We start from the raw sequence: 26,038 nt of genomic DNA on the forward strand, positions 1-26,038 counted from the left end.
CGGCACCGAGGATGGCGTTGAGGACGGCACCGAGGATGGCGTTGAGGACGGCACCGAGGATGGTGTCGAGGACGGCACCGAGGATGGCGTTGAGGACGGCACCGAGGATGGCGTTGAGGACGGCGTCGAGTACGACCCGTCGATCAGCGTCGAGCCGGGTACCGTCACTCCGGGTGACGATGTCACCGTCGAGGGTGAGGGCTTCGTGCCGGACTCCACGGTCACCGTGGTGATCACCGACGAGGACGGTAACGTCGTCGACACCATCGAAGGTGTGGAGACGGACTCCGACGGCGGCTTCTCCATCGACTGGACTGTCCCTGAGGGCACCCAGCCGGGCGAGCTGACCGTCACCGCCACCGACGACGTGGACTCGGACGTCACCGCCTCCGAGACCGTCACCGTCGTGGACGCAGACGGCACTGAGGCTGGCGATGAGTCTGGTACCGAGGACGGCGTCGAGTACGACCCGTCGATCAGCGTCGAGCCGGGCACCGTCACTCCGGGTGACGATGTCACCGTCGAGGGTGAGGGCTTCGTGCCGGACTCCACGGTCACCGTGGTGATCACCGACGAGGACGGCAACGTCATCGACACCATCGAAGGCGTCCAGGTGGACTCCGACGGCGGCTTTTCCATCGACTGGACTGTCCCTGAGGGCACCCAGCCGGGCGAGCTGACCGTCACCGCCACCGACGACACTGACCCGTCCGTCTCGGCCTCCGAGACCGTGACGATCGCCGAGCCGGCCGCGGCCGGCGAGGACGGCACCGGGACCGTCGACCCGGGCACCGGCGCTGAGGATGGCGACGGCAAGCCGGGAGACGGCAAGCCGGGCGACGACCTCGCCTCCACGGGTGTCTCCGGCGCGATCGGTCTGGGCCTGATGGCCCTGCTGCTCGTCGTCGTCGGCTCCGGTGTGGTCGCCTTCGCGAAGGTCCGCCGCACCAGCTGACCGGCCATGAGCTAATCAGCCGATCACACGCAGCTGGCGGCGTCATCACCTGTACCGGTGATGACGCCGCCAGCTCGTCTGTTTCTGAGGCGCCCCGCACGACGTCCGCCCTTGACAGCTGCGGCCCTCGCCCGCTGATGTTGTTCCAGCACCGCAACACCTGGAGAGTGACGAGGTTCCGTGACCAGACCAGACACCCCCGGCCAGGCTGACCCCCAGCTGGCCCAGACTCGGCGCGCACTGCGTCACCTGCCCGGCGGGGCCCGCGCCCTGACCTGGCCCCTGGTGGCACTCGTGCTCATCCACACGCTGATCATCGGCCTGTGGGTCGCCCCCAGCACTCCGGCTCGCGATGCGGTGGGCCAGGACCGGGTCCGCGAGTACATCCAGCCCTGGTTCCAACAGAACTGGTCGATCTTCGCCCCGAACCCGCGGCGCGTGGCGGTCACCTTCGAGATCCGCGCCATCGTGGAGGACCCTGACGCCGGAGAGACGGTGCACACCGATTGGGTGGACCTCATCGACAACGAGGACGGCATTGTGGCCGGCAATCCGTTCCCCGCCCGCACCGCGAAGATCTCCCGGCGCACCGCGGACCGCCTCCACAGTGCCATCAGCGACATGAACACCGAGCAGCGCGACTGGCTCAAGGCCAGCTACACCGACACCCCTGTGGAACAGCTCCGGGAGCGTCTCGTCGCGGTCGACGGCGGTGCCGGAACGTCAGACATCAACCGCTATATGACGGCCGACGCCGCGGCCACGCGCATCGCCACCGGTGCCGCTGAGAACATCTGGGGCGAGGACGGAGAGGTCCTCCACGTCCAGTACCGCACGTCCACCCGTCCCGCTCCGTCTTGGGACGACGAGGAGCGGACCGTGGACGACACCACCCGCACGGAGCGGGAGTACGGCTGGCGGGCGGCGACAGATCTCACCGAGGAGGAGATCGCCTCCTTCGCGCCCTACCTGGACCAGGGAGGGGACTGGCGATGAGCCTCGTACGAGACCACGTGATCCAGCCGCTCAACGACTGGAACATCCGCGGCCAGGGCTGGCTGCTCCTGCAGCAGAACGCCCTCTACGGCCTCTCAGCCACGCGCATCCTCGTCGGCGTGGCCATGCTGGGTCTGCTGCTGACGAACTTCACCTCGCGGCACATCCTCTGGGGGACGGGATCCTTCTGGGCGGAGCCGTACCGGGAGGTCAACGCCTTCGGCGAGCTCGTGGACGTGTTCGGCGTCGAATCGCCAGCCCTGTTCACCCTCATGTACATGGCCCTGATGGGTCTGGCCGTGGCCGTGATCATCGGCTGGCGCACTCGCGCCACGACCCTCCTGCTCGCGATCGGGATGGCGGCGCTGGTGGAGCGAGCCTCCCCGATGGGTGACCAGGGGGACAACATCGCCCGCATCGGGCTGCTGCTCATGGTGCTCATGAACACCTCCGCGCACTGGTCCCTGGACGCCCGACGACGTCGACGCGGCGAGCAGCGCGCCGCCGCGGGGCAGCTGGGCCCCTTCGCACACGTGTGGCACTCCCTGCCGGTGTTCCCCGGGTGGTGGACCAGTCTCATCCACAATGTGGCGCTGATCGGCCTGGCCTGCCAGATCTTCATCCTCTACACCGCCTCCGCCCTGTACAAGGTCCAAGGGTCCACCTGGCAGGCCGGCACTGCGCTGTACTATCCGCTCAGCCTCCACGAGTACGGTGTCTTCCCGTGGTTGAACAGCCTGGTCACGGGCAATCCGGTGCTGCTCACAGCGCTGACCTACTTCTCCGTGTACGTACAGCTCTTCTTCGCCGTCGGGCTGCTGCACCCCGTCAGCCGCCGACTGGCTCTGGTCGGTGTGGTGCTGCTGCACGGCGGCATCGCCGTGATGATGGGTCTGCCGTGGTTCTCGCTGGCCATGCTCGCATTCGACGCCATCTTCGTCTCGAGCCGCACCTGGCGGGGCATCGAGAGGACCACCGTTGCGGTGCTGCGGTCGGTGCTGCGACGCCTCCCGGAGCCGCTGCGGGGGAAGCTGGGCGGCGGCCGGGACTCTGGGGCACCTCGTATCGAGTCGCATTCTGCCCACGGTGACCGCGACGGGGCGGTCTCGGGTGCGGGCCGCGGCGACGAGGCGGAGGAGGAGTCACGGGAGGACGAGGAGCCGGAGGCCGAACCGGCCGGTGCGCCCCGACGCACCCGGCGGTGATCGTCCCTGTCAGCGCGTCCTCGGCCGGACAGGCCGCTGGCCCGGCAACCCCAGGGAGACCAGGTGCCGGACCAGCGAAGACGGCGCGACCCGGGAGCGTCAGGGCCCTTCGCCGCTGAGTCATCCGAGGAGAATGCCGTTCAGCCCGAGAACCGCCTGATCATCCGCAGGTGTCGCTGCCACTCGTCAACCAGGGATTCCCCCTGCTCGATCCGTCGGCGCCCCCAGAAGTCCGGGAGCACTGCCATCCTGACAATGCATCATTGCTCGTGGCAACAGTTCCCGCTCGGATTTCTTCAGGGAATGTCCTGGTTCTCGGGCGCCGTGTCCTCTCAGGTGTGGGCTTCTCAGACACGCGGCCCGGACTCGGGGGTGCAGGAGAGCGCGGTGGCCAGCTGCACCACCTGCATGGCCCACGGGGCCGAGGTCCAGCCTCCCGGCCCGACGGTGCGTACCTCCCACCGTGTGGTGTTCAGCAGGGCCAGGTTGCTGTTGACGTACTGCGTGGCGTTTGGGCCCACGGTGAAGGTGTGCGTGGGCGTGTTGGAGGTGGGGGAGGAGAAGCGCTGGATCTGGTAGCCCTGGCGTGGCAGCGTGCCGGCAGGATGTGACCAGGTGATGGTCAGCCGTCCCAGCAGCAGCGAGCCTGAGCAGCTCAGGTTGGCCACGGGCGGCACCGTCGCCACAGACAGCGTGGCCGCGCCTGCAGGCTGCTGGTGGGTCCATGAGGCCTCCGTCGGTTCGATGCGGGGCGCCACCGAGCTCGAGACGCCGAGGCAGACCAGACCCAACACGGCGGTCGCGGCCAGGAGGCGTCGCATCATCGCGCCTCCCCGTCGTGGGTGTCGGCTGGGTTCGCCGCATCTGCCGCCCCGGCGGCAGTTCGGCGCCGACGGCGAAGCAGGTGCCCCACCGCCAGGGAACCGAGAGCGGCGAGCAGCAGGAGCAGCAGCGCTGCTCCCGTGCTGGCCAGGTCTTCGGGCTCACGTGCCGTCGGGTCGTCGGTTCCCGGCACGTGATCCTCCGCCCCCTGGTCCGGCACGTCGTCCGGGCTCGGGGGGCCCTCCGTGCTCGGTGGGGTCACCGTCAGGTCGTCGCCGAAGGCCTCCGCATGCACCCGCAGGGACGTCAGCCCGGAGGACGGCTCGGACGTCGCCCCGTCGCTCAATGTCACCAGGACACGCAACCACTGCGGGTCGGTGGCGTCGACCGCCCCGAGTGACTCCACGGACCCGTCCCGGGGCACGTCCTCGGCCTCCCGGAGCACCACGGACCCGTCCGGACACACCGCCTCGGCGGTCAGCGCCGGGTCAGACCACGGCACCCTGCAGGACTCCACGCGCACCCTCAGCGGGACGTCCCCGGTGCTGCTGAGCCCGAGACGGAGCTCGCCCGGCCCCGGCGCATCAGTCTCCACGGCGACCTCCCAGGGCACCACCTCACCGGGTGCCAGTGTGCGGGAGGCCTGCGGCAGGTAGGAGGACGTCAGCTGCAGGTGCTGTCCGGCGATCACCTCCACCTGAGGCTCATCATCGAGGGCCTCGGCGTGGGCCGCCGGGGCGTCCGCCATCAGCAGTCCACCGGAGGTGAGCGCCGCGCAACCCCCGACCATCACACCCAGGGCACGGGCACTGGGTGCGGAGGCGTGGCGGGGGCGGTGCCGTCGCGACGACGTCGATCCGCCGTCCCGCGGCCAGAACGCCCAGCCGACCAGCAGGGCGGCGGCCACCGTGATGGTGCCCATCACCCAGGGGTCCCCCATGCGGTGGATGGGCTGGGCCAGACCCGGCACCGACCAGAGCACCTCGCGCACCTCGGTCACGGTGTACGGGTAGGGGTCCTCGGAGTCATTGGCGTCCCCCTGCATGGTGAGCACCCGTTCCTCGGGTGCCTCACCCGGGCTCACCGACGTCACCCGGTGCGTGACCGGCATCTGGCCCGGCCGGTCGACCGTCACGACGTCGCCGACCTCCACGACCGCGGCGGGGACCTCCTGGACCACTGCGGCGGAGCCCTGGGGGATCGTCGGCTCCATGGAGCCGGTGCGGAACAGGATCAGCGAGATGCCGAACAGATGAGCGCATATCACCAGCACGATCGCCGTCAGACCCCCCAGGGCGGCGAGCCACAGCAGCACCTCCACGCACGCTTTCCGGATACGGGACACGGCGCTCACCCGCTCGAGGAGGTCCCCACGGCGCGCCACAGCGGCGTCGTCGAGGTGCCCTGGACCTGATTCGGGGCGGTGGAGGACAGGGTCAGCTCCAGGCAATAGTGCACCTCGGAGCCCTGGTCCGCCGCGACGGTCTGACTGTCTGCCGCGTCGCCGGTGAGCGCCGTGCCCCGGGACACCACCACGGTCCCGGCGTCGAAGCTGGCTGCGTTGCAGGTGGTTCCCGAGATGGTCCGCACCCCGTAGGTCATTGCATTCGCCAAGGTGCCGGTGTTGCCGTCGTCGCCCTGCAGCTGCACGGTCCCACCGGCGGACCCGGCTGCGGTGCGCACGCTGAACAGGGCGTAGGTGCGCTGGCCAGGGGTCAGCCCACTGGCCACGGTGAAGCTCAGCTGATGGGGGTCCTCCGCGTCCGTAGTGCGGAAGTTCGACCCGTCGGTGGAGCCCTCCAGGGTGAAGTGCCCGGCCGAGACGGTGCCTCCGGCGAACTCCGAGTCGTTCCACGATGCCAGCGTCACCGAGGCGCCCACGCCGAGCACCAGGCCGCTGGCCGCCAGAGCCCGGATCCTGCGGGAGAGCTGGCCACGGCGTCCGCGGCGGGGCCCCTCGGCAGAGGCCGGCGCCGCCTCGGTCATGGGTTGTCGACCGAGGTCGCCGTGACCTCCCAGGTCACCTCCGTGGTGTCATCCTGGACGAAGTCATCCGGACTGGCCTGGACTTCGAAGCACAGCAGCACAGGTGTGCCGGCGTCGCCGTCGCCGGCGGACAGATCGAAGGAGGTGGTGCTGCCGATGCCCTCGCTGAGGTCCGCGCCGGACGCCACCGAGGTGCCGCTGGCGGCGCCGGCCGCATCGCAGGTGTCCGGATCGGCCAGCACCTCGTAGGACAGGTGCGCGGCGTTCTCTCCGCTGGAGGCGACCACGCCGATGCCGTCTGAGGCCTCCACGGTTCCGTCGATCGTGGTGTCGGCGTCCAAGCGCACCCAGAACGGCGCATAGACGGTCTGGCCCGGGGTCATGTTGTCCGCGGCGAAGGTCAGCTGGGCGGCCTCGTCGATGGCGTCATGGTCGGTGTAGGTCTCACCGTCGGTGGATCCCTCCAGGTTGAACGACGCCGAGCCGAAGAGCCCTTCGGCGAACTCCGAGTCGTTCCAGTTGGCCATGGTCACCGCCGCCCCCAGGCCCAGGACGAGACCTCCGGCCAATACTGCCTGGACCTTCCGGCGACGAGCGGTCTTCTCTTCGGGTGTGCGTGACTCGGTCATGGATGCCCCCTGGACGAGTGAGTCGCGCCCGCGGGATGCTGAACCGGATCGCCCCAGAGGGGCCGGTCGGTCTGGCTATCGGGCGTCCCTCTCGAATGTAATGCGCTTCACCCGCGGCGACAAGAGGTCAGAACAGATTCCTGGGACGTGGTCAACCGTAGAGCTGCGATCAGAAGAGCGTGGCGACGTCCGCCGGGCGCAGCCGCCGCAGCGCCGGGGTGTGTGCCAGGCCGCGAGACCATGCCTCCGGGGGGACTCCCAGATCTTGCACGAGATTGGCCACCACCACCGCGGTGGTCAGGCCGACCAGCTCACCCAGTTGGGCTTCCGTGTAGTCGGTGGCCCCTCCGGTGTGGGTGAACGAGTTTCGCACCCGGGCGGTGCGCTCGGCCCACTCCTGGACCGGCAGCCCGAGGTCGATCCGGCTCGCCAGTTTGACGCGCTCGGCCATCGCCACCAGCTTCAGGCGCAGTGTGGAGTCCTTCCGCTGGCGCTTCGACCGGCCGTCCGTGGTGGCGAAGAGCGCTTCCGCCGCGGCGACGATCACCAGGAGGTTCAGCTCGGTGTAGCGGTGCGGAGCTCGGAGCATGCCCATCAGCAGGTCGATGGTGACGCGGTGCTTCAGGCGCAATTCGTACCAGCGTTGGAGGGCTGCGGTGATCTCGAGCTCGGCGGCCGAGAAGATCAATGAGCCGCCGGGGGAGATCTGGGAGGGGAATGTCAAGGTCTGGCGCCAGTACAGCAGGACTTCCCCATGGGTGTCGTCGGCCGGGATGCGGGCGCGCATTCCCGCCGGAGGGGCGAGGGAGGCCAAGGAGAACAGGTCCTGGATGGCGTGGGCATTGCGGCGGATCTCCTCCACCGACAGGCCGTCCTGGTTCGGGTCCACCACCTCCACCTCCACATGGCCGAGAGACGGGGTGGCGGTGAACTGCAGACTGTGGCTCTCGGAGGGCTCCTCTGTCCGGCAGGCCACGGCGACGGAGACCGAGTCCGGACCGGCAGCGGCTGCCGCTGCCTCCTCGTCAGCCGACTCGCCGCGCATCGTTCTGGCCGACCAGGGGGCGAGCTCGGGGATCTCGAGGGTCGCTCGGCGGTATCGATGCTGCTCGGGTGAGTCGACGGTGTCTCCGACGAGTATCGCGTCGACGGCGACGTCGCCTTCTTCAGGGGCTCCGCTTGCATCGACGGGAAGGGGCAGCGCCCCGAACAGGGTCACGGAACGTCCTGGCACCTGCTCGTCGGGCACCAGAGGAGCTGCGGCGCGTTCCTGGGAGGGGTCAGCCGCCGGTCCGTCCAGCAGGCCGTGAAGCACTCCGGAGCTCCAGGCACCGGGGTGCGGAGCGTCGCCGGGGCGGAGACGCAGATGTCCACCTTGGGACTGGCTGACGCTCAGCGTCCCGACGCGTCGGGGCGAGGGCCTGTCGTCCGGCCACCATGTGCCGGACAGGTGCTGCTGCAAGATCACGGTCGTCGTTCCTCGGATGGCGGAGGGCGCGCTGCGGGTCTGGGCGCGGCGGAGTCGTCCAGGGCCTCTGATCCGGTGCGCAGCACGGATCAGCGCCTTCTGAGCGGGAGCACCGGCCTCATCGGGGTCTGAAAGACACGGTTCAGACCAGTCCTCACAATCTCCTCATTGAAGCACTTTCACCCCTTCTCTGGTGAACCGGCTAGTCATAATCGCGCTGACCTGGTGCTCGTGTGCGACATACGAGCTCGGCGCGGCTACGGCCCTTCACGTGGAGACGTGCTGCCCGGGTGAGGGTGTGCGACGTTCACTCTGGTGCCCTCATCGCAGAGAATATGAGATAGTGCACTCAAAGCCAGACGAGGGCAGGACACCTGTTCATCTGATCACCAGGATTCTTGGGCCTGAGGTATCGGTTCACCTCGGCAACCTAGTGGTCGGCAGAGCGGGAGGACTGTCTTCCCATCGCGCTCCCATCTGGGGCATCCGATCCGGCGGCGCGGCTCCCCAGGCGAGGAGTCTCCTGGGCTCACGGAGAAGGATGCCCCATGCGCGAGCAGACCTACCCCCACACATCGCCCGGCGTCTGCCCGCGTCGTGGCACCTCTGCGGCACTGGCCCGAACGGCGCTGGAGCAGCACTGCCTGGAGGTCGTCGCACCGGTCGTGCTGGTCACCGGCCCCTTCGGCACAGAACGTGCGGCTCTGCTCACCCAGGGAGCGACGCGTGCCCAGGCGAGGCTCGAGGTCATCGCCACGGGGGAGGTGCCGGGCAGGCTGCTGACCCGCCGTCTGCAGATTCTGCAGGAGCTCGGTGTGCAGGAGGCGGCTCGCAGGCTCATCGACGGCAGAGCCGGAGGCTCAGAGACAGCGCCCGGTACGGGGGAGCACCACCTCCTCATCGACCAGGCTGATCTGCTCGATGAGGATTCCGCGGAGGTCATCGACGCGGTCATCCGTTCCCATCAGGTGGGTGTGCTGATGACCGCCGCCGGGCCCTCCGCGATCGCCCGGCGACTGGCCCGCGTGCTGAACGGCCCCCGGGGACTGCACTTGGAGCTCGCCACGCTCACACTTGAGGAGACGCGGACGCTGTTGGCCCAGATGCTGGAGGAGCCGCCGACGGCGGCGTTGGCCCGCTACCTGCATACCTGCTCCGGCGGGGTGCCCGAGGACCTCGCCCTCCTGGCGCGACACGGGACGGCGCAGGGCTGGATAGGCACCGTCGACTCACGCAGCGTGGTGGTGCGGCCGCCCCAGTGGATGGACCGACGTGCCGCCGATGGCGACCTCGCACGCCTGCGCGAGGCGTTCGGCGCCCACGCCGCCCAGGCCCTGCGCGCCGTGGCGCTCCGAGGAGAGGTGCCTGTAGATGAGGCGATGGCCTCCGATCTGCTGCGTGAGGCGATATTCCCCCTGGAGGAAGCAGGTCTGCTGACGATCACCCGCACCGGTGTGGCCATCAGCCGACCGGCCCATCAGCACAGCCTGGTGATGGCTCGTCAGCCCGTGGCAGAGCCCCCTCGGACTCCCGCGGGCACGTTGCACGCCTGGTCCCTGGGGGAGCCGGTGGACCCGGCTGATGCTCGCGCGGCTGCCTGGGACCTCCTGGAGCGAGGTCTGTTTGATCAGGCCCAGTTCCTCCTCCAGGGGCTGCCGGACGACGACGTCGATCGCGTCCACCTCCAGGCCTGCTGTGAGATCGCCGTCGGGGCTCCCCGTCGAGCCCTGCGTCTGCTGAGGTCTGTGGCCCCAGGCTCGGACCCCACCACGATCGGGCTGCTCGCCTTCATCGACATCGTGTTGCTCCGGGACGTCGAGGCGGGCGAGCGCCGTCTCGCCGACCTGGCCGCCGCCGCGCGGACGCATCCCGATCTTGACGATCTCCTGCGGGCGCTGACCCACCTGCAGGTGCACGCCGCGGGAGGCGTGACCCCCCTGCCGCCGCCTGAGACACTGTCCTTCGAAGAAGGTCCGCATCCGGGAGCAGCGGCATCGGCGCTGCCAGTGACCAGGGAGAGGACACCGGAGGGGAGGCTGGACAGGACAGGGAAGTCCGGTCCGGACCTCGCCCGACTCGGACGGGTGCTGCTGAAGACGCTGGAGGTCTGCCGGGCTGCTCACCAGGATCCTCCAGACTCCACCAGCGGGGTGACGGCGCTGAGCGGTGTGCCCTTCCGCGAGGTGCCGATCGTTGCGGCGAACTGGGTCGCCTGCGTCCTCGGAGCTTCCCGGCTGATGCTGGCTCCGGAGGAGGATGTCCTCCCGGAGGACTGGTTCGAGGGGGAGCCGGAGGGCCGGGTCCTGCTGCGGACCACCGGCACCGAGCTGCTGCACATGCTCCAGGACCTCCTGTGCGGGGAGCCCCTGGACGACTTGCGGAACCTCCTGGAGGACATCTGGGCCCAATTTGACGGAGGCCTGCCGCAGGGGCCCGTCCGCCGGGCACTGTTGGAGGCCCTCGACCATGCCGTCGAAGGCGGGCGGGCCGAGGAGCTGTTGGGTCCTCCGGGATACGTCCCGCCGCGCACCCAGGGCTTCTACGATTCGCCCTGGCGGCAGGCGCTGATCTCCGTGGGCTGCCTGCTCGATGCGGTCGGCCTCGGCGATGCCGAGCACCTCCTGCGTGCGCTTCACGCAGTGCCACAGGACAGGCCGCATCGACGGGTGGTGCTGCGCTGCCTGATCCTCCGGGGCCTGGACGCCCTGCCAGTGGAGACGCTGGACCCGCTGATCCGTCAGGCCCGCGAAGCCGGCGTGGAGGAGGAGGTGGTGGATCTGCTGGTCGCCCGACTGGACGGTGCTGCGCACCGCGTCCAGGCCGCCGTCGCTGCGCTGGAGGGTCGAGGCGGTCGATTCCGCGTCGCCTCCGTCGCACGGCGCCCCGTCCGTCCTCTGTCCGACATCACGGGACTGACCGCTGCCGGACGGGACCGCATGGCGCTGCTCTCGGCCCGGGAGCGGGAGGTCACGGCACAGGCCGTCCAAGGCCTGAGCCTGGCGGAGATCGCGGATGCCCTGAGGGTCTCCCAGCGCACCGTGCAGAGCCACGTGCGCAACACCTACCGCAAGCTCGGCGTCGGCTCGCGCACCGAGCTTCGCGCCCAACTCTTCGAGGAAGGAGACCGCCGATGACCCGCAGCCCGTATCCCCGGACCCAGGATTCACCCTTGTCCGGACGACTCGCCCGCCGATTCCTGGATGACGCAGCGGGAGACTCATGGATACTTCATCTGCCTGGGCACTGGGGCGTCGAGGAGCTGCTCGCCGCGATGCGGAAGTCCTCGGTGTTGGCGGTCATCGACGGCTTGGGAGGACACCAGCCCCGGCCAATCGAGACTGCCGCCAGGGCCGCAGGGCAGCGGGGACGCGACGGACCGGTGGTGGTGCTGTGGCCCGGTCAGCTGGAGGACGACGTGGTGGAGGACCTCGTCAGCCTCTGCACCTCAGGACGCCGACGCCTCCTGGTGGTGGTCCGCTCCGCCCAGGACGTTCCCGCCCGCCTGCGCGAGCTCGAGCGGACGGGGCATCTGCGCGAGGTGATCCCCGGCACGATCAGCGCCCGTGAGCTTGGCGTTCAGATCAGGCGGCACCTCGGAGGGCCGGTGTCACTTCGGGTGGTGCGGCGTCTGTACCATCTCTCGGCCGGGCAGCCGGCGCTCGCGGAGCGACTGCTGGGGATGGCTCAGGGCTGCGGAACCCTTCGGGAGTACGAGGGGTTCTGGGAATGGGACACCGACGAGGACGAGCTCCATCGGTCGCTGTCCGAAGGTGGTGACACCCTGCTGCTGGGGCTCGACGTGGAGGAGCGAGAGCTGCTGACTCTGGTCGCCGTGGCAGGCCGCATCCCAGAGCAGCACGCTGTGAGCCATTACGGTGACGAGCCGCTCGCCAGCCTCATGGCACAGGGCATCCTGGGCTTCGAGACCTCAGCTGTCCGAGGCTGGTCAGACCTGCGCGTCACCGCCGAAGCGGTGCGTGTGATGATCCTCGGCGAGATGCGCTGGCCGGACATCCTGCGTTGGTGGCACAGCCAGGGCCGCAGCATCGACATGTCCCAAGGTGGCGAATCCTCTGCGACGGCGCTGAGCTGGTGGCGCGCCCGTGCACAGCAGACTCCCGACCAGTCCGAGGCCGCCGAGCTGGCTCGTCGAGGACTCGCGGCCTCCTGGTACCGGATGGTGCAGGTCCTCGTCGATCTCTACGCCCGTCCGTCCGCCGAGCTGATGGTGCTGGCCGCGCGCGCTGACAACGCTCTGGGCGCCGTCGACCCTGCGCTTCACCGTCTGGCCTCCCTCCCGGATGACGCCGGCCGGGCCGAGATCCGGGAGGCCGTCCTCGTCGCCGAACGGATCCGACTGTTCCACCCTGAGAAGGCTCAGCCCGTGATCAAGACCCTTCGCGGCCGAGCTGGTGGCGACTCGCTCACCAGTACCTTCGACGAGGTGCTGATGCTGAGTGAGGACGTCGGCCGCACGGACGAGCTGCTCGCCGCCCTGCAGAGGCTGCGGGCCTCGGAGGACTGCGAGGAGGCGCTGCTCAGTCAGCTGTGGGCCGGCGCTCTCCTGGGGCTCCGGCGCCAGTCCGACCTGGGTCGTGAGGTGCTCTCCAGCCTCATCGACGTCCTCCGCCGGGAAGACGGGTTCCCGGATATGGAGGAATGTGCGGTGGCGATGCTGCTGCTCATCTCTGCCACCTCCGGGTGGCGGGTCGACATGCTGCGGGTGGAGACCGACATCTGGAATGAACGCCGTCTGCGCAGCCCCGCCCTCGCCGGAGTCGGCGACCTGCTGGCGGCCTTCCCCGCGATGCAGGACGATCGTGCGCACCTGGCCTGCCGCAGTGCCTGTTCTGCCGCGAGGATCCACGCAGCGGGTGACACCTACGGGCTGTTCCGGTTCAGTCGAGATCTGGCCGCCGCGGCGGCGTCATTGATGACCCAGGCCCCGCGCGAGCTCCTCGAGGATCCGGTCCTCCAGGATGCAGTCCTCCGGGAACCGGTGCTGCGGGAGTCCGAAGCCCCCGACGGGATCCCCTGGCTGCGACTCGCCGGGGAGGGCCTGCGTCTCAGCGCCGCAGGGCTGCGGGAGGATGACCTGCGTCGTCGCCTTGAGGACCTGGCAGAGCAGGCGGCCGCCGAGGGGGAGACGGCCCAGGAACAGCTGCTGCTGTTCATGGTGCTGCTGCGCCGTTCCTCCCGGGCCGCCCGTCAGGTGCAGCGGGCCCACTGGCGGGACGACCCAGGAAGGCCCCGGCTCATCCGCCTGTTCGCCGAAGCGCAGGACACAGACGACCCGGTCGCGGCGGTCGACGCCGCAGAGCGTCTCATCGGTTCTCACGCCCGCCTGCTGGGGCTCGCCGTGCTGGCCAAACTGTGGGACCGACGGGAGGAGCTGAGCAGCGGACTGCGTATCCGGCTGATCAACCTCGTCCTGGACTCCCAGCGCCCCGGCGAGGCATCCACGCTGTTCCGAGACCAGTTCGTGCTGACGCTCTCCGGCCGTGAGGCGTCCGTGCTGGCCGGACTGCGCGCCGGGCGCACCACCGCGCAGATCGCCCGTGATCTGCACGTCTCGGCCCGCACCGTGGAGGCGACCATCTCCGGCATGCTGCAGCGGTTCGGCTGCAGCAATCGGATGGAGCTGCTGTCGCTGCGCCTGAGACTCGACCGCACCGCCGCCTCGGTGAGGTGAGCCGCCCGCCCGCCGGCCCTGGCGGCTCGGAGGACCGCGGAGTCCTGGCTGCGTCGCCCGAATCAGCGCTGACCTGCGACGCTGCGGTGATGACGCAGGTTTGCCGGCGCACCTTTCGCGGTCTGCGCGAGCAGCTGAGGATGTGATGTTCGGACAATGGGCATGTCCCGTCAGCGCCCACCGTGCCAGATGCGCATACGGTCGCGACATCTGTGGTGCAACGACGGATTCCGACGCTGTCTGCGCCTTCCTAGGTTGAAGAGGTGCCCCTGGAGCACTCATCGCCGATGACCTGGAGGGATCGCGAGATGACCACACATGCACCTGAGACGGTCCGTACCGTCCCCATACTGGACCTCAGAGTCACTCCCATGGACCGGGAGACCCTGCTGGCACGTCTGGCCCAAGAGATCGCCTCAGGGGGACGCCTCACCGTCGCCGGGCACAACCTGCATTCGGCGTATCTGATGCGCACCGAGACGCCGTTCCGTCGCTTCTACGAGCAGGCCGAGGTCCTGCTGATCGACGGGATGCCCCTGCTGGCGCTGCTGGGGCTCCCCTTCGCACGTGACGGGCGGGCCCGGCTGGGTCCGCGGCATCGCCTGGGGTCCACGGACTGGGTCCCTCAGGCGGTGCACCTGCCGGCCGTCCGTCGCGTCGCTCTGCTCGGCGCCTCCGCGTCCTCCAACGCCGGGGCCGCGGAGAAGCTCTCCGGCAGCACCGGCGGGGGTGCCGACGACGCCGTCGAAATGCTGTCCCTCCCCGCCGACCCGTGGTTCCCTGAAGACCTCGACGACGTCGTCGCTCGGGTGAGAGCCTTCGCACCCGAGATCCTGCTCATCGGGATGGGGATGCCGTTGCAGGAGCAGATCGCCACCTCACTGCGGGCCCGCACGGAGATCCCGGTGATCGCGACAGTCGGGGGAGCGATCGACCAGCTCTCCGGAGCGCAGTCTCTGGCGCCGCGGTGGGTGGGACGGATCGGACTGGAGTGGGCCTGGCGCCTGGCTTCCGACCCGCGCCGATTCGCCGGCCGCTACCTGGTGGAGCCGCTGCGGCTGGCCCGCCTGATCCTGCGAGGTGCGGCATGAGCTCCGACGACATGACCGCCCACAGCCCTGCCGACGGTCCTGCCGAGTCTCCTGCAGAGGGCGGGCTCTCCGCCGATCCGCTCGTCACGGCCGTCATCCCCACGGTGGGCCGACCCAGCCTGCGGGAGGCGGTGCGGTCCGCCCTGCGCCAGACGGTACCCACGATGCCTCTGGTCGTCGTCGACGACCTCGATGCGCTGGCCGTGGTGCAGAGCCGTCTGACCGGGTTGGAGTATCGCCTGGTGTGCACCGCGGGTCGGCAGGGAGCCGGAGCCGCGCGCAACCTCGGGGTGCAGTTCGCCGAGACCCCGTGGGTCGCCTTCCTCGACGACGACGATGACTGGGTCGCCGAGAAGGCCGAGTCGCAGATCCGGCTCAGCCCGGCGGCCTCCGAGCAGGACGGGCGTCGGCCTGCCGAGGGCACCGTGATGTCCTGCCGCGCGCTGCTCGTCGGCGCCTCCACCCGGGCGGTCCCGGAGCGCCCTTACAGGACGAGGCTGGGGCCCGACGGAGCAGTGGCGCCCGGAGTGGTCGGCTACGTGTTGGACCGCTCCACGGTGCGGCTGCGTCGGAACTTCCTGCAGACCTCCACCCTGCTGTGCCCCCGCGAGACCGCCCTGGACGTCCCGTGGGACGAGAGCCTGAACCGGCACCAGGACTGGGACTGGCTGATCCGACTCGAGAGCGCCGGGGTGCGCATCGAGACCATCCCGGACATCCTGGTGCGCGTCCAGCAGGGCAGCGTCGGATCAGTCTCCCGCAGCCTCGACTGGGAGGGCAGTCGTGCCTGGCTCGACTCTCTGCTGGTGGAGGTGCCGGCCGCCGCTCGGGCCGACTTCATGGCCTCCGTGGTGGCCCGCGGCGCCCTGGCTTCACGCGCCTGGTCCCGGGGGATCCGGGAGCTGATCTCCGGGCTGCGTGCGGGTGCTCATCCCGCGGCGCTGCTGGTGGGACTGAGCGGGATGGCGGCTCCCCGGCTGCCGGTGCATCATGGCTGAACGCAGCTGGGCCGCCGCGTTCCTCCGCACGGCCGGGCTGCGCATCGCGGTGCTGCCGGTGGCCGCGGCCCTGACCCTGACCAGTGCGGGCTTCACCATGCACTTCGCCGGGGCGGCCGCCTTCGGCTTCATCGTGCTGGTGGCCCAGCTGCGCATGGCGCTGCCCTTCGCGGACCTCGGACTCGGTGCGGCCGTTTCCCGGGCAGTGGCGCGAGCCGGGGAGTCCCCGGCGGCCCGTCGGGAGGCCGCCGCACTGCAGCGTCGCACGGCGCGCCTGCTGGCCGTGGTCGGCGTCGCCGGCTCCGTGCTCGCTCTCGCGGTGGGGCGGGCAGGGCTGTGGTCGTGGGTCTTCGGAGTGCCGGACGAGCTGCGCGGGCAGCTCGACGCCGCGATGACGATCTCTCTGGTGCTCTTCCTGCTCACCCTGCCGCTCGGCCTGGCCGAGCGGGTGATGATCGGCCAGGACCGGGCGGACCAGCTGGTGCTGCTGGGCCTCGTCCCCGGGGGCGTCAACCTGGCGTACGTGCTCCTCGCGGGAATGGCGGGTGTCAGCCCCATGTGGCTGGCACTGGGTCTGCCGATCGGCATGGTCGTGTTCCTGCTGCTCTGTCGGCGTGCTGCCGCGCGGTCCTGGGACACCGCCCCGGAGGTGTTCGACGACGCCGGCACCGTGGCCGGGAGCGAGCCCCCGAAGGGTTCCGCAGGGCCGTCGATGGGCAGCATCCTGTACGGCGGGCTTCCGGTGCTCATCGCCAGCGCCGGGATGGTGCTGTTGGAGCAGCACGGCCGGTTCGTGCTGGCCGCCGCCGCCACTGCGGAGCAGCTGAGCGAATACTCGTTGGCCCTGCAGCTCTACATGCCGATCTACTCGGTCATGTACATGGCGGGCATCGTGTTCTGGCCGCGGTTCTCCAGGAGCCTCGACCGAGGTCTGTGGATTCGGGCCAATGCTGCTCTGACGGGGCTGGGACTCGCCGCCGCCCTCGGATACCTGCTCCTGGCCCGCCCTGTCTCCCGGCTGGTCTCCGGCGGCGAGCTGCAGCCGTCCTGGATGCTCACCGCCGCCATGGCGATCCTGCTGGTCGCGCAGTCGGCGCATCTGACCCAGATCAATCTGCTCACTGACCGCTCAGGCTTCACGTGGCAGGCTCTGATGTCCTGCGTCGCCCTGGCCTGCGCGGTGCCGCTGAGCGTCCTCGGGGTCCACCACGGCCTCGGGGCCGCCGCACCGCCGATGGCGATGATCGCCGTCGTGGTGACGCTGCAGGTGCTCCCCGGTGCGCTCGTCGCCGCCCGCCGCACCGGTGCCGCAGTGCGGTCACTCGGAGAGGCCGCTGCACCCCCTGACGCCCCCGCGGGCCTCACGCCTGCGAACCCCTTCACGAACACCGATGAGGACACAGGTGGCGACGCCGTCGACGTCACCGTCATGACAAGGAGCACCCGATGATGAGGACCACGCTGAGACAGCTCCTCGGGCCCGTCCCGGACCCACTGGTGAGGCATGTGATGTACCGCCGCCGCTTCGGCCGGTGGGGCGACTTCCGCCGCCCCACCCGCTTCACCGAGGTCCTGACCCGCCGGATGCTGGCCGAACGCACCCAGCAGATCGCCTGGACGTGTGACAAGACGCGGATGAAGGAGTACGCCGCCAGGACGTGCCCCCAGCTGCAGGTGCCGGCGACCCTCTGGCGCGGCCGCGAGGTCGACGATCTGAACGTCTCAGACCTGCCGGAGCGCTGGGTCATCAAGCCCAACCACGCCAGTGGGATGGTCGCCTTCGGGGACCGATCCACCACCGTGAAGGCGCTGCGGGGGACCACACGCGGCTGGCTGCGCACCTATGACCGGGCCGCCCTGGGGGAGTGGGCCTACCGGTGGGCGGACCACAGCCTGATCGTGGAGCCGGACCTGAGCCGGGACCGCGGCCGAGACCTGGTGGACTACAAGTTCTATGTCTTCCACGGTCGGGTGAAGATGCTGCACCGCTCCTCGGGGCGCTTCACCGCCGGTCACGGTGAGCGGTTCTACAGCCCGGACTGGCGGATCCTGGACCTCTACAACGGGGTCACCCAGGAGCCGGAGGCCCCGCGGCCGACGTCGCTGGCGGAGATGATCGCCCACGCCGAGGCGCTGGGCGGCGGATTCGGCTTCATGCGGGTGGACTTCTACGAGATCGACGGCGTGCCGTGGTTCGGGGAGCTCACGCCCTACCCGTCGGGTGGGATGGATCCCTTCGAGCCGGAGGAAGTGGACCTGGAGATGGGCCGCTGGTGGATGGATGCCCCCGAGGGGAGCCTGCGATGAGTCTCGACATCGTCCCGGAGAGCGGCGCCGCCGGCCCACCCCGTGGGCGTTCCACGCCGACGGACCAGACACCGGATGTGTGGTCTGCGCCGGCGTCCGAGCCGGCGTCGGCGGCAGTGGTGACCGTCCCGCACACCTGGGCGGCAGCCTCCGTCGAGCTGCGCGGGCTCACCCACCGCCGGGGGCGAGGAGCCTGGCGGCTCGCCGCCCCTGGCGGCGCAGACCGTGCGGTCACCGCCCCTGATGCTGCGGTGCCCGTCTCGCTGGTCGGCACCGGTGAGCTGCGCCGCTGGCACCGCCGCGTGTCCGGTGGGATCGCCGCCACGGACCAGCTGCTCATCCTGGTCACCCTGCTGGGGCTGCACCTGCTCGGTGTCCTGCCTTCGGGCATCGGGGAGGCGTCCCTCTCGGCCGGCGTGCTGGTGGTGTGGGGACTGCTGCTGGCCGTGGCCCGCACCCGCAATCCCCGGCGCTTGGGCACCGGCGTTCGAGAGCTCGGACGGGTGCTCACCGCCTCCGGCGCGGTGCTGGGCCTGACCGCGGTGCTGGGACTGGTGCTTCCGCAGGCGGCCCTGCGGCCCTGGGCGCTGGCGGCGATCCCCGCCGGTGTGGTCCTCCTGCTCGTCGGACGTCTCGTCTGGCGGCGCACGCTGCGGCGCCGTCGCGACTCCGGTGAGGGGGTCAGGCGAGCCCTGATCATCGGGGAGAGGGGCAAGGTGGGCCACCTGGCCGACCATCTGCGGCGACTCGGCCCGGACAGCGGCTTCCTCCCCGTGCGGCTGATGGTCAAGGAGCCCCGGGACGAGCTCGACGCCCCACCGGGAAGCGTCGCCGTCGAGGCCCAGGCCTCCCGGGAGCAGATCATCGCGCAGGCCCGCGACGCCGTCACCCGGGACGCCGTGGACACGGTCATCCTCACCGGCGCCGATCAGCTCACGCCCCAGGCGCTGCGCGAACTCGGCTGGGCGCTCGCCGCACTGGACGTCACCCTGGTGACGGCTCCGTCGTTGAGCGAGGTCTCCGCCAGCCGCCTGCACACCACCAGCGTCGACGGGGTTCCGCTGGTGCAGGTGGACTACCCGCAGCTCAGCGGTGCGGCGGCGGCGCTCAAGCGTGCCTTCGACATCGCCTTCTCCCTGGCGGCGCTGCTGGGGCTGCTGCCTCTGCTGGTCGGGGTCGCGGTGCTGGTCCGCCGGGACAGCCCCGGCCCGGCACTGTTCTCCCAGACGCGGGTGGGGCTGCGGCATGCGCGCTTCCGGATGCTGAAGTTCCGCTCCATGGTGACCGACGCCGAGGCGCGCCGGGAGGAGCTGCTGGGCTCCTCCGAGGGGAATGCGGTGATGTTCAAGCTGCGCCACGACCCCCGCGTGACGAAGGTCGGCGCCGTGATCCGCCGGCTCAGCATCGACGAGCTCCCGCAGTTCCTCAACGTGCTGCGCGGCGAGATGTCCGTGGTGGGGCCGCGGCCGCCGCTGGTCAGCGAGGTGGAGAACTACGCGGAGTCCGATGAGCGTCGCCTGCTGGTCAAACCCGGCATCACCGGGCTGTGGCAGGTGGGCGGCCGCTCCGACCTCAGCTGGGAGGAGTCGGTCCGGCTGGACCTCTACTACGTGGAGAACTGGTCGTTGACCGGCGACATCGGCATCGTGCTGCGCACCCTGCGGGCGGTGGTGCGCGGTGCCGGAGCGTACTGACCCCCGTGAGCAGCAGTCTCGGCGGATCCCGCGGGAGACGCCGTCGCGACGGCGAGGGCGACGCCACTCGTGCCGCAGGCGACGACGAGCATGACAGGCACGACGACGACAGCAGTGAGACATCAGACAGGACTGGGGAAACCATGAGACCGAACCATGCACAGGAGATCTCAGGCGGCCGCCTGGTGGAGGCGCAGCTGCTCCTCGACGAGCCGCAGCTCATCGACAGCCTGACCGGACCCGGGCCGTGGCACGGCACCCTCCCGTGGGAGGGCAGCTCCACCCGAGGCGGTGCCACCTCCAGGATCACCCTGGAACGTGCTCAGGACCCGGAAAGGGCCGTGCGGCTGCGCCTGGTGCCGAGTCGGCCGGCGTCGGCCGCCGAGGTGGACGAACAGATCAGGAGCTTGCTCGGTCTGCTGGCGTTCGCCCGCCTGGCCGCACGCCCCGCCGTGACGTACCAGGCTCGGATCGCGGCCGACGGCTCCGAGAGCTCTGAGGCGGTCTGGGTGACGCGAGATCTGCCGGGCACCCGCCGGGAGCCGGTCGCCGGGCACACGGCCGACGGGGACGTGACCGACGAGGACCCGACCGCATCAGGTCCGCCGATGTTCAGTACGACGGACGTCGCCTTCGCGGACCTGCTGACCGGCTGGCAGGAGCTGCGCACCCAGCATGAGACAGCACTGTCCCTGCTGCTGGCCGGCACCGGGCTCTCCGAGGAGTTCCCGGAGGCCAGCATGCTGGTCCTGCTGGGCGCGGCCGAGGCGATCTTCGTCACCACGTCCGGTCTGCGCCGTCGCGAGATCAAGGATTCCACGCTGCGCCGGAAGCTCGAACATCTGGCTCAGCAGGTCGGCGTCGATAAGGTCGTGGCGCCCGAGATCCCCGCCGCGGTCTGGGCGGAGCATGCGGCACGGTTGCGCAGCACCTTCACGCACAGCGGGCGGCTGGACCCGGGAACCGCCGCGGAGCTGAGGCTGTTGGTCCAGCTGACCGCCGGCGTCGTGGTGCTCATGCTGCTGCGGGAGCTGGGCGTCCCCGCCGGAGAGGACCGCCGGCGCCTGCGGAGCCTGCCGATGCTGCGGGAGGCGGTGCCGGCACCGCGGGCGAGCACGTCCCCCACTGACCGCCCTCCGGCGAGTGCACCTCCAGGCCTCGTCGGAGGGCTTCCGGCGTCGCTCCCTGGCGACGTGCAGGTCTGCGCCTCGGAGAGGAGAGCGTCATGAGCATGTCCACCATGCTGGCCCATGCCGTGGGACGCCGGCGCGAGGATGGGTCCGCGCCATCTGGCCCGGAGCCTGACCCTGCGCCCGCGCCTGAGCTCGCCCCTGAACCCGCGCCTGAGCTCGCCTCTGAATCCGCCCCGGAGGCGGAGCCTGACCCGCCGTCCGGCGGCGAGGTGTGCCGTCCCTGGGACGCGGCACGTCCGCACAGCGGGAGCCTCGCCTGGGCAGGGGAAGAACCTGGGTGGCCCACGAATCGACACGATCGGCAGGAGGAGTCACAGATGACGGTGCGGGACATGCTGCGCGTGGTGCGCCGATACTGGAGATCCTCCTGCGCGCTGTTCCTGCTCGGTCTGGTGCTCGGGGCCGCCTTCTTCGTCCTAGCGCCCCGGGAGTACACCTCCACGGCGCGGATCTACGTGACCACCGCCACCGGTGAGGATCTGTCTCAGCTGCAGCTGGGGCGGTCCGTCTCCGAGCAGATCGTGGCCAGCTACGCCGACCTCGTGAGCACCCCGGTGGTCCTGGAGCCGGTCATGCGGCGCGAGGGGGTGGAGGAGCCGCTGGCCGATTTCGCGGACTCTGTCGATGCGGAGGTGGTCGACGGCACGACCCTGCTCGAGCTCTCGGTGCGCGCGTCCAGTCCTGAGGTCTCAATGGCCCGGACCGAGGCACTGACCGACAGCCTCGTGGAGTTCGTCGGTGACCTCGAAGCGATGCAGGGGGCGCCGCAGGACCTGATCTCCGTGAGCATCATGCAGCCCGCCGTGCTGCCGGAGGCGCCGACCTCCCCGCAGCCGCTCCTGGTGTTCGGCGGAGCCGCCGGTGCCGGGGCCGCCCTGGGGCTGGGGTCGGCCGCCCTGCGGGAGAGTCTGAACCGGAGGGTGCGGGACCGCCATGACGTGCAGGCCAGCACGTCGATGCCGGTGCTGGAGCTGGGTGAGGAGCCCGAATCCGACGCGGCCGGGGCCATGCGGAGGATCCTGGCTCCGATGCAGGCCCTGCGCGCCCGGTCAGGAGGCCGTGGTGCCGAGAGGCCCGCACCGGTGATGCTCGTGGCCGGCGTGGACCCAGATGTGCTCTCCGCCGACGTCGCCGAAGCTCTCGCCCGCGCGGCTGCAGGCGATGGTTTCCGCGTCCTGCTCATCGAAGCCTCCGGAGGGCACGGGTGGGCGGCGGCCGATCTGCCGCAGAGTCCGCAGAGCGCGGAGAACGGCCGGTCCTCCCCGGTTGCGGGAGTGTCCGTGCGTGGACGGCGTGCCGCTGCCGGCGTGGAGATCATGGCCCTGGACGCCCCGACAGGGGCCCTCGAGGCCGACCTCCGGCACACGCGACACACCGTGGACCGCGCCCGGACCGCCTACGATCTGGTGATCCTCAATGCCGCACCGGTCTCCGCCGACGCCCGGGGCCTGGGGCTGGCGGGGGACGCCGACGCCACGTGGCTCGTGCTCCGGGCTGGGCACACCGTCCAGGAGGAGCTGTCCGGGGCCCTGGGTGTGCTGGAAGGACTCAGCCGGTCCCTCGCCGGCGTCATCGTGGTGGGGAGGACGACGGCGCGCCGCCGCCGGCGCGCTCGCCGGGCGGCGTCTCGTGGTGCGAGCTCCCACCGTGGGGCGCCTCCGCGGGAGGGTCCTCGCGGAGGAGGACGGCACGGAGGAGGACGGCACCGGGGAGGGCAGCGCCGTGCAGGTGCGCGAGGGCAGCGACCATGACCCTTCGGCCGGCGGGCACGCTCCCGTCGGGGCTGCAGAGGGTGCTGTCCGGCGGGCTGATCCTCTGCGCGATCATCAGCGTGCTCTTCGTGGGGCGGTTCTCCCCGCTGCCGATGACGATGCTCCTCGATGCGTGGATCATCCTCTTCATCGGCGCCGTGCTCCTGCGCGGCCGCATTCTGACGCTGCTTCCGCTCAGTCTCGTGGCGATCTACGCCTACACCCGACTCATGGGGGTCTGGGCGACTGATGTCCCGTGGGACGACTTCTTCCAGGCCTACCGCTGGCTGCTGTACCTGGTGGCCATGGGCGTGGCCGTCGGGCAGCGCTGGACGCGCCGCGGGGCGCTGACCACGCTGACCTGGTGGCTCGTCTCACTGGCGACGGTGAAAGCGGCCCTCACCTGGGTGCTGCACGGACCGGGGGAGCGTCCTGGCCTGTTCCTGGAGAACAACTTCGAGCTGGCGCTGTTCAGCGGGCTCACCGCCGTCGTACACCGGGGATCGCCCCGATCACGTCTGTGGCTGCTGCTCCTGCTGGGCGTCCTCACGGTGCTCTCCGGGTCGCGCAGCGGCGCGGTGGCCTATGTGCTGTGTTTCCTGTACGCGATGCTGAGCACCCAGACGCGCGATGTGTTCCTGCGGATGGTGGCCCTGGCGGTGCCCATGGTGGTCGCGGTGATCCCGTTGGTGATCTTCCAGGAGCGTGCCGCGGAGTCCGAGGTCATCGACCGTGTCCGATTCTTCGACGTGTTCCTCCGGGAGACGCAGGACTGGGAACCGGTGAACTGGTTGGTGGGCACGCTGCCGATGACACCGATGAGTCCGGCCACCTGCGAGGAGCTGGCCTACTACGAGGCGCTGTTCTCCTCGGCGGGAGACGGCACCTGCTACTCAGTGATCTTGCACGCCTTCGCCCTGCGGGTGGTCTTCGACGCCGGGGTCCTCGGCGTCGTGCTCATCCTGGCCCTGCCCTGGATCTTCCTGCGGCGCGCGGGAGTGTCGGCCCTGCTGGCGGCGACCCTCATGGCGATCGCGGTGACCAACAGTGTGTCGGTCAGCGGGTTCAACAACCCCTACGTGGTCCTGCCGTTCCTGCTGGCGATCCTCACGTCCTCCCGGGCCCACGCGGGGGAGCACACCGGGGCCTCGCCCTGGGTCTCTGCTCCGTACCCGCACAGCATGACGGCGGGGGCCCACCTCCCCCTGCCCCGCGCGGAGTGCGCGGACGGAGCCGAGGAGGGTCCCCGCCGTCGTCGTGAGTGGTGACGATGAGTGGTGAGGATGGGGCGACGGCGCGGAGGCGCCGTGCGCCTCAGGCGTCCAGCTGCTGGCGCTTGGCGCTGATCACCCCGGTGTCGAAGCCGCCCAGGTGCAGGTTGCCGTGGAACCGGCCGTGCTCGATCTTGATGCATCGGTTCTGCACGGCGTTGAGGCCGAGGTCGGTGGCGCGCTGCATGGCCTCCTCGGAGTGGATGCCCAGCTGCACCCACAGGGTCTTCGCGCCGACCTCCGCGGCCTCCTCCGCCAGGGCGGGGAGGTCATCCGGCCGGCGGAACGCCACCACGATGTCCGGCGCCTCGGGCAGGTCCTGCAGGGAGGCGTAGCCGGGCTCGCCCAGGACCTCGCTGATGCGCGGATTGACGTAGTAGAGCCGGTAGCTGGAGTCGGAGGTCAGATAGGTGGCCACGAAGTAGCTGGCGCGGGCCGGCTTGTCGCTCATGCCCACGATCGCCACGGACTTCGCCGAGCGCAGCAGCTGCAGCCGGCGCGCGGCGTCCGGCTCCTGCCAGGTCCCGTGCGGGTGCTCCGCGGTCACGGTCTCCGCCGGGCCGGCGGTCTGGGGTGCGCTGGTCATCAGGCCTCGCCTCCGTTCTGTGCGGCGCCGACGACGGCGGGCGCCTCCTGCTGAGCGGCCAGGGCGCGGTCCAACGCCTGGTCCAGATCCCAGATGATGTCCTCGACGTCCTCCAGGCCCACGGAGATGCGGATCAGGTCCTCCGGGATGCCGGCGGCCGTCAGCTGGTCCTGGGTGAGCTGCTGGTGGGTCGTCGACGCGGGGTGCAGCACCAGGGTGCGGGCGTCGCCCACATTGGCCAGGTGGCTGGCCAGCTGCAGCTCCTCGATGAACCGGGCCCCGGTCTCCCGGCCGCCGCGCACGCCGAAGCTGAACACCGAGCTGGTGCCCAGCGGCAGCAGGTCCTTGGCCCGCTCATGGTGCGGATGGGAGGGGAGACCCGAGTGGTTGACGTACTCCACGCGCTCATCGGCCTCCAGCCATTCGGCGACCTTCTGCGCGTTGGCGGTGTGCTCCTCCATGCGCTGCGGCAGGGTCTCCACCCCCTGGATCAGCTGGAAGGCGGCCTGCGGGGTCAGGGACGGCCCGAAGTCGCGAAGCTGCTCGGCACGGATCTTCGTGAGGAACCCGTACTCCGCGAAGTTGCCCCACCAGGAGAGCCCGCCGTAGGACTCCACCGGCTCGGTCATCTGCGGGAACTTGCCGTTGTTCCACGGGAAGGTGCCGGACTCCACGATCACGCCGCCCAGCGTGGTGCCGTGGCCGCCGAGGAACTTCGTCACCGAGTGGGTGACGATGTCTGCGCCGTGCTCGATGGGGCGCAGCAGGTAGGGGGTGGTCAGCGTGGAGTCCACCACCAGCGGGATGCCGTGCTCGTGGGCCACCCCGGCCAGTCCGGGCAGATCCACGACGTCGCTGCTGGGGTTGGTCACGACCTCGGTGAAGATCAGCTTGGTGTTCTCCTGCAGCGCGGCCTTGAAGTCCTCCGCTTCGTCCGAGTCCACGAAGGTGGTCTCGATCCCGAAGCGGCGCAGGGAGACGTCCAGCTGGGTGATGGTGCCCCCGTAGAGCTTCGAGGAGGCCACGATGTGGTCCCCCTGGCCGCACAGGGCCGCGAAGACGAGGAACTCCGCGCTCATGCCGGAGGCCGTGGCCACGGCTCCGATGCCGCCCTCCAGCGAGGCGAGGCGCTCCTCCAGCGCGGCCACCGTGGGGTTGCCGATGCGCGAGTAGATGTTGCCGAACTTCTGCAGCGCGAAGAGGTTCGCGGCGTCGTCGGTGTCCTTGAACACGAAGGACGTGGACTGGTGGATCGGCACCGCGCGGGTGCCGTAGACGGCATCCGGCACGGCCCCGGCATGCAGGGCTCTGGTGCGGAATCCGAACTGTCGATCACTCATGGATGCTCCTGAGTCGGTGGCGGGGGTCTGGGTGGTGGTCTGTGCGGTCTGGGT

At 70.4% G+C, this 26,038-nt stretch carries 19 protein-coding genes and 1 pseudogene; 13 read left to right on the forward strand and 7 right to left on the reverse strand.

The features are described 5' to 3' along the window. The 3 genes and pseudogenes from Q7C18_RS09175 to Q7C18_RS09185 all read left to right on the forward strand — a co-directional run. Positions 1–955: pseudogene (locus Q7C18_RS09175) on the forward strand (hypothetical protein); the annotation flags it as partial. A 180-nt stretch (positions 956–1,135) separates the two neighbouring features. Continuing rightward, positions 1,136–1,951 (forward strand): DUF5819 family protein, encoded by an 816-nt coding sequence (locus Q7C18_RS09180; RefSeq protein WP_311025125.1) that lies wholly within the window; start codon positions 1,136–1,138, stop codon positions 1,949–1,951. Further along, the gene (locus Q7C18_RS09185) at positions 1,948–3,156 is read left to right on the forward strand and encodes an HTTM domain-containing protein (protein ID WP_311025126.1); all 1,209 of its coding nucleotides are present in this window, start codon (positions 1,948–1,950) and stop codon (positions 3,154–3,156) included. Before Q7C18_RS09180 ends, Q7C18_RS09185 begins: the two co-directional genes overlap by 4 nt. A gap of 347 nt (positions 3,157–3,503) precedes the next feature. On the opposite strand, the gene Q7C18_RS09190 is transcribed toward Q7C18_RS09185, so the two are convergent. The 5 genes from Q7C18_RS09190 to Q7C18_RS09210 form a co-directional block, all read right to left on the reverse strand. Continuing rightward, positions 3,504–3,980 carry a hypothetical protein gene (locus Q7C18_RS09190; RefSeq protein WP_311025127.1) on the reverse strand — a complete coding sequence of 159 codons (477 nt, stop codon included), beginning with the start codon at positions 3,978–3,980 and terminating at the stop codon, positions 3,504–3,506. Continuing rightward, positions 3,977–5,299 carry a hypothetical protein gene (locus Q7C18_RS09195; RefSeq protein ID WP_311025128.1) on the reverse strand — a complete coding sequence of 441 codons (1,323 nt, stop codon included), beginning with the start codon at positions 5,297–5,299 and terminating at the stop codon, positions 3,977–3,979. The genes Q7C18_RS09190 and Q7C18_RS09195 overlap by 4 nt, the downstream gene beginning before the upstream one ends. A gap of 29 nt (positions 5,300–5,328) precedes the next feature. Continuing rightward, positions 5,329–5,964: a SipW-dependent-type signal peptide-containing protein gene (locus Q7C18_RS09200; protein WP_311025129.1), complete on the reverse strand. Its 636-nt coding sequence runs from the start codon at positions 5,962–5,964 to the stop codon at positions 5,329–5,331. After that, positions 5,961–6,593: a SipW-dependent-type signal peptide-containing protein gene (locus Q7C18_RS09205; protein ID WP_311025130.1), complete on the reverse strand. Its 633-nt coding sequence runs from the start codon at positions 6,591–6,593 to the stop codon at positions 5,961–5,963. Before Q7C18_RS09205 ends, Q7C18_RS09200 begins: the two co-directional genes overlap by 4 nt. A 169-nt stretch (positions 6,594–6,762) precedes the next feature. After that, positions 6,763–8,061, reverse strand: coding sequence for a HEPN domain-containing protein (locus Q7C18_RS09210; RefSeq protein ID WP_311025131.1), 1,299 nt, complete (start codon positions 8,059–8,061; stop codon positions 6,763–6,765). 548 nt (positions 8,062–8,609) lie between these two features. Between Q7C18_RS09210 and Q7C18_RS09215 the strand changes: the two genes are divergently transcribed. The 10 genes from Q7C18_RS09215 to Q7C18_RS09260 all read left to right on the forward strand — a co-directional run bounded on the left by Q7C18_RS09215 (position 8,610) and on the right by Q7C18_RS09260 (position 24,055). Next, on the forward strand, positions 8,610–11,195 hold the full coding sequence (locus Q7C18_RS09215) for a LuxR C-terminal-related transcriptional regulator (RefSeq protein ID WP_311025132.1): 2,586 nt from the start codon (positions 8,610–8,612) through the stop codon (positions 11,193–11,195). After that, positions 11,192–13,753, forward strand: a complete 2,562-nt coding sequence (locus tag Q7C18_RS09220) for a LuxR C-terminal-related transcriptional regulator (protein WP_311025133.1) — start codon at positions 11,192–11,194, stop codon at positions 13,751–13,753. Before Q7C18_RS09215 ends, Q7C18_RS09220 begins: the two co-directional genes overlap by 4 nt. Before the next feature lie 371 nt (positions 13,754–14,124). Further along, positions 14,125–14,844 carry a WecB/TagA/CpsF family glycosyltransferase gene (locus tag Q7C18_RS09225; protein WP_311025135.1) on the forward strand — a complete coding sequence of 240 codons (720 nt, stop codon included), beginning with the start codon at positions 14,125–14,127 and terminating at the stop codon, positions 14,842–14,844. After that, positions 14,841–15,842, forward strand: a complete 1,002-nt coding sequence (locus Q7C18_RS09230; RefSeq protein ID WP_311025136.1) for a glycosyltransferase — start codon at positions 14,841–14,843, stop codon at positions 15,840–15,842. Before Q7C18_RS09225 ends, Q7C18_RS09230 begins: the two co-directional genes overlap by 4 nt. Beyond that, the gene (locus tag Q7C18_RS09235; protein WP_311025137.1) at positions 15,835–17,292 is read left to right on the forward strand and encodes a hypothetical protein; all 1,458 of its coding nucleotides are present in this window, start codon (positions 15,835–15,837) and stop codon (positions 17,290–17,292) included. Before Q7C18_RS09230 ends, Q7C18_RS09235 begins: the two co-directional genes overlap by 8 nt. Continuing rightward, complete coding sequence (locus Q7C18_RS09240; RefSeq protein ID WP_311025138.1) at positions 17,289–18,149, forward strand: ATP-grasp fold amidoligase family protein; 861 nt, start codon at positions 17,289–17,291, stop codon at positions 18,147–18,149. The genes Q7C18_RS09235 and Q7C18_RS09240 overlap by 4 nt, the downstream gene beginning before the upstream one ends. Beyond that, entirely contained in the window at positions 18,146–19,843 is a 1,698-nt protein-coding gene (locus Q7C18_RS09245; protein WP_311025139.1) for a sugar transferase, read from the forward strand. The genes Q7C18_RS09240 and Q7C18_RS09245 overlap by 4 nt, the downstream gene beginning before the upstream one ends. Before the next feature lie 143 nt (positions 19,844–19,986). Further along, positions 19,987–21,072, forward strand: coding sequence for a hypothetical protein (locus Q7C18_RS09250; protein ID WP_311025140.1), 1,086 nt, complete (start codon positions 19,987–19,989; stop codon positions 21,070–21,072). Between the two features lie 281 nt (positions 21,073–21,353). Next, positions 21,354–22,787, forward strand: coding sequence for a Wzz/FepE/Etk N-terminal domain-containing protein (locus Q7C18_RS09255; RefSeq protein WP_311025142.1), 1,434 nt, complete (start codon positions 21,354–21,356; stop codon positions 22,785–22,787). Next, on the forward strand, positions 22,784–24,055 hold the full coding sequence (locus Q7C18_RS09260; protein ID WP_311025144.1) for a hypothetical protein: 1,272 nt from the start codon (positions 22,784–22,786) through the stop codon (positions 24,053–24,055). The genes Q7C18_RS09255 and Q7C18_RS09260 overlap by 4 nt, the downstream gene beginning before the upstream one ends. A 46-nt stretch (positions 24,056–24,101) precedes the next feature. Here the strand turns inward: Q7C18_RS09260 and Q7C18_RS09265 are convergent, their stop codons facing one another. Together Q7C18_RS09265 and Q7C18_RS09270 are read right to left on the reverse strand one after the other, a co-directional pair. Continuing rightward, the gene (locus Q7C18_RS09265) at positions 24,102–24,644 is read right to left on the reverse strand and encodes a CoA-binding protein (RefSeq protein WP_083277462.1); all 543 of its coding nucleotides are present in this window, start codon (positions 24,642–24,644) and stop codon (positions 24,102–24,104) included. Further along, positions 24,644–25,984, reverse strand: coding sequence for an O-acetylhomoserine aminocarboxypropyltransferase/cysteine synthase family protein (locus Q7C18_RS09270; RefSeq protein ID WP_085437739.1), 1,341 nt, complete (start codon positions 25,982–25,984; stop codon positions 24,644–24,646). Before Q7C18_RS09270 ends, Q7C18_RS09265 begins: the two co-directional genes overlap by 1 nt. Positions 25,985–26,038: the final 54 nt, after the last annotated feature.

The sequence above is a fragment of the Nesterenkonia sp. CL21 genome, from assembly GCF_031705515.1.
Lineage (GTDB): Bacteria > Actinomycetota > Actinomycetes > Actinomycetales > Micrococcaceae > Nesterenkonia > Nesterenkonia aethiopica.

Coding starts and splice junctions, on each gene's coding strand:
- Q7C18_RS09185 (WP_311025126.1), top strand. CDS start 1,948: ATGAGCCTCGTACGAGACCACGTGATCCAGCCGCTCAACGACTGGAAC.
- Q7C18_RS09190 (WP_311025127.1), bottom strand. CDS start 3,980: ATGATGCGACGCCTCCTGGCCGCGACCGCCGTGTTGGGTCTGGTCTGC.
- Q7C18_RS09200 (WP_311025129.1), bottom strand. CDS start 5,964: ATGACCGAGGCGGCGCCGGCCTCTGCCGAGGGGCCCCGCCGCGGACGC.
- Q7C18_RS09205 (WP_311025130.1), bottom strand. CDS start 6,593: ATGACCGAGTCACGCACACCCGAAGAGAAGACCGCTCGTCGCCGGAAG.
- Q7C18_RS09215 (WP_311025132.1), top strand. CDS start 8,610: ATGCGCGAGCAGACCTACCCCCACACATCGCCCGGCGTCTGCCCGCGT.
- Q7C18_RS09220 (WP_311025133.1), top strand. CDS start 11,192: ATGACCCGCAGCCCGTATCCCCGGACCCAGGATTCACCCTTGTCCGGA.
- Q7C18_RS09225 (WP_311025135.1), top strand. CDS start 14,125: ATGGACCGGGAGACCCTGCTGGCACGTCTGGCCCAAGAGATCGCCTCA.
- Q7C18_RS09230 (WP_311025136.1), top strand. CDS start 14,841: ATGAGCTCCGACGACATGACCGCCCACAGCCCTGCCGACGGTCCTGCC.
- Q7C18_RS09235 (WP_311025137.1), top strand. CDS start 15,835: ATGGCTGAACGCAGCTGGGCCGCCGCGTTCCTCCGCACGGCCGGGCTG.
- Q7C18_RS09240 (WP_311025138.1), top strand. CDS start 17,289: ATGATGAGGACCACGCTGAGACAGCTCCTCGGGCCCGTCCCGGACCCA.
- Q7C18_RS09245 (WP_311025139.1), top strand. CDS start 18,146: ATGAGTCTCGACATCGTCCCGGAGAGCGGCGCCGCCGGCCCACCCCGT.
- Q7C18_RS09250 (WP_311025140.1), top strand. CDS start 19,987: ATGAGACCGAACCATGCACAGGAGATCTCAGGCGGCCGCCTGGTGGAG.
- Q7C18_RS09255 (WP_311025142.1), top strand. CDS start 21,354: ATGACGGTGCGGGACATGCTGCGCGTGGTGCGCCGATACTGGAGATCC.
- Q7C18_RS09260 (WP_311025144.1), top strand. CDS start 22,784: ATGACCCTTCGGCCGGCGGGCACGCTCCCGTCGGGGCTGCAGAGGGTG.
- Q7C18_RS09265 (WP_083277462.1), bottom strand. CDS start 24,644: ATGACCAGCGCACCCCAGACCGCCGGCCCGGCGGAGACCGTGACCGCG.
- Q7C18_RS09270 (WP_085437739.1), bottom strand. CDS start 25,984: ATGAGTGATCGACAGTTCGGATTCCGCACCAGAGCCCTGCATGCCGGG.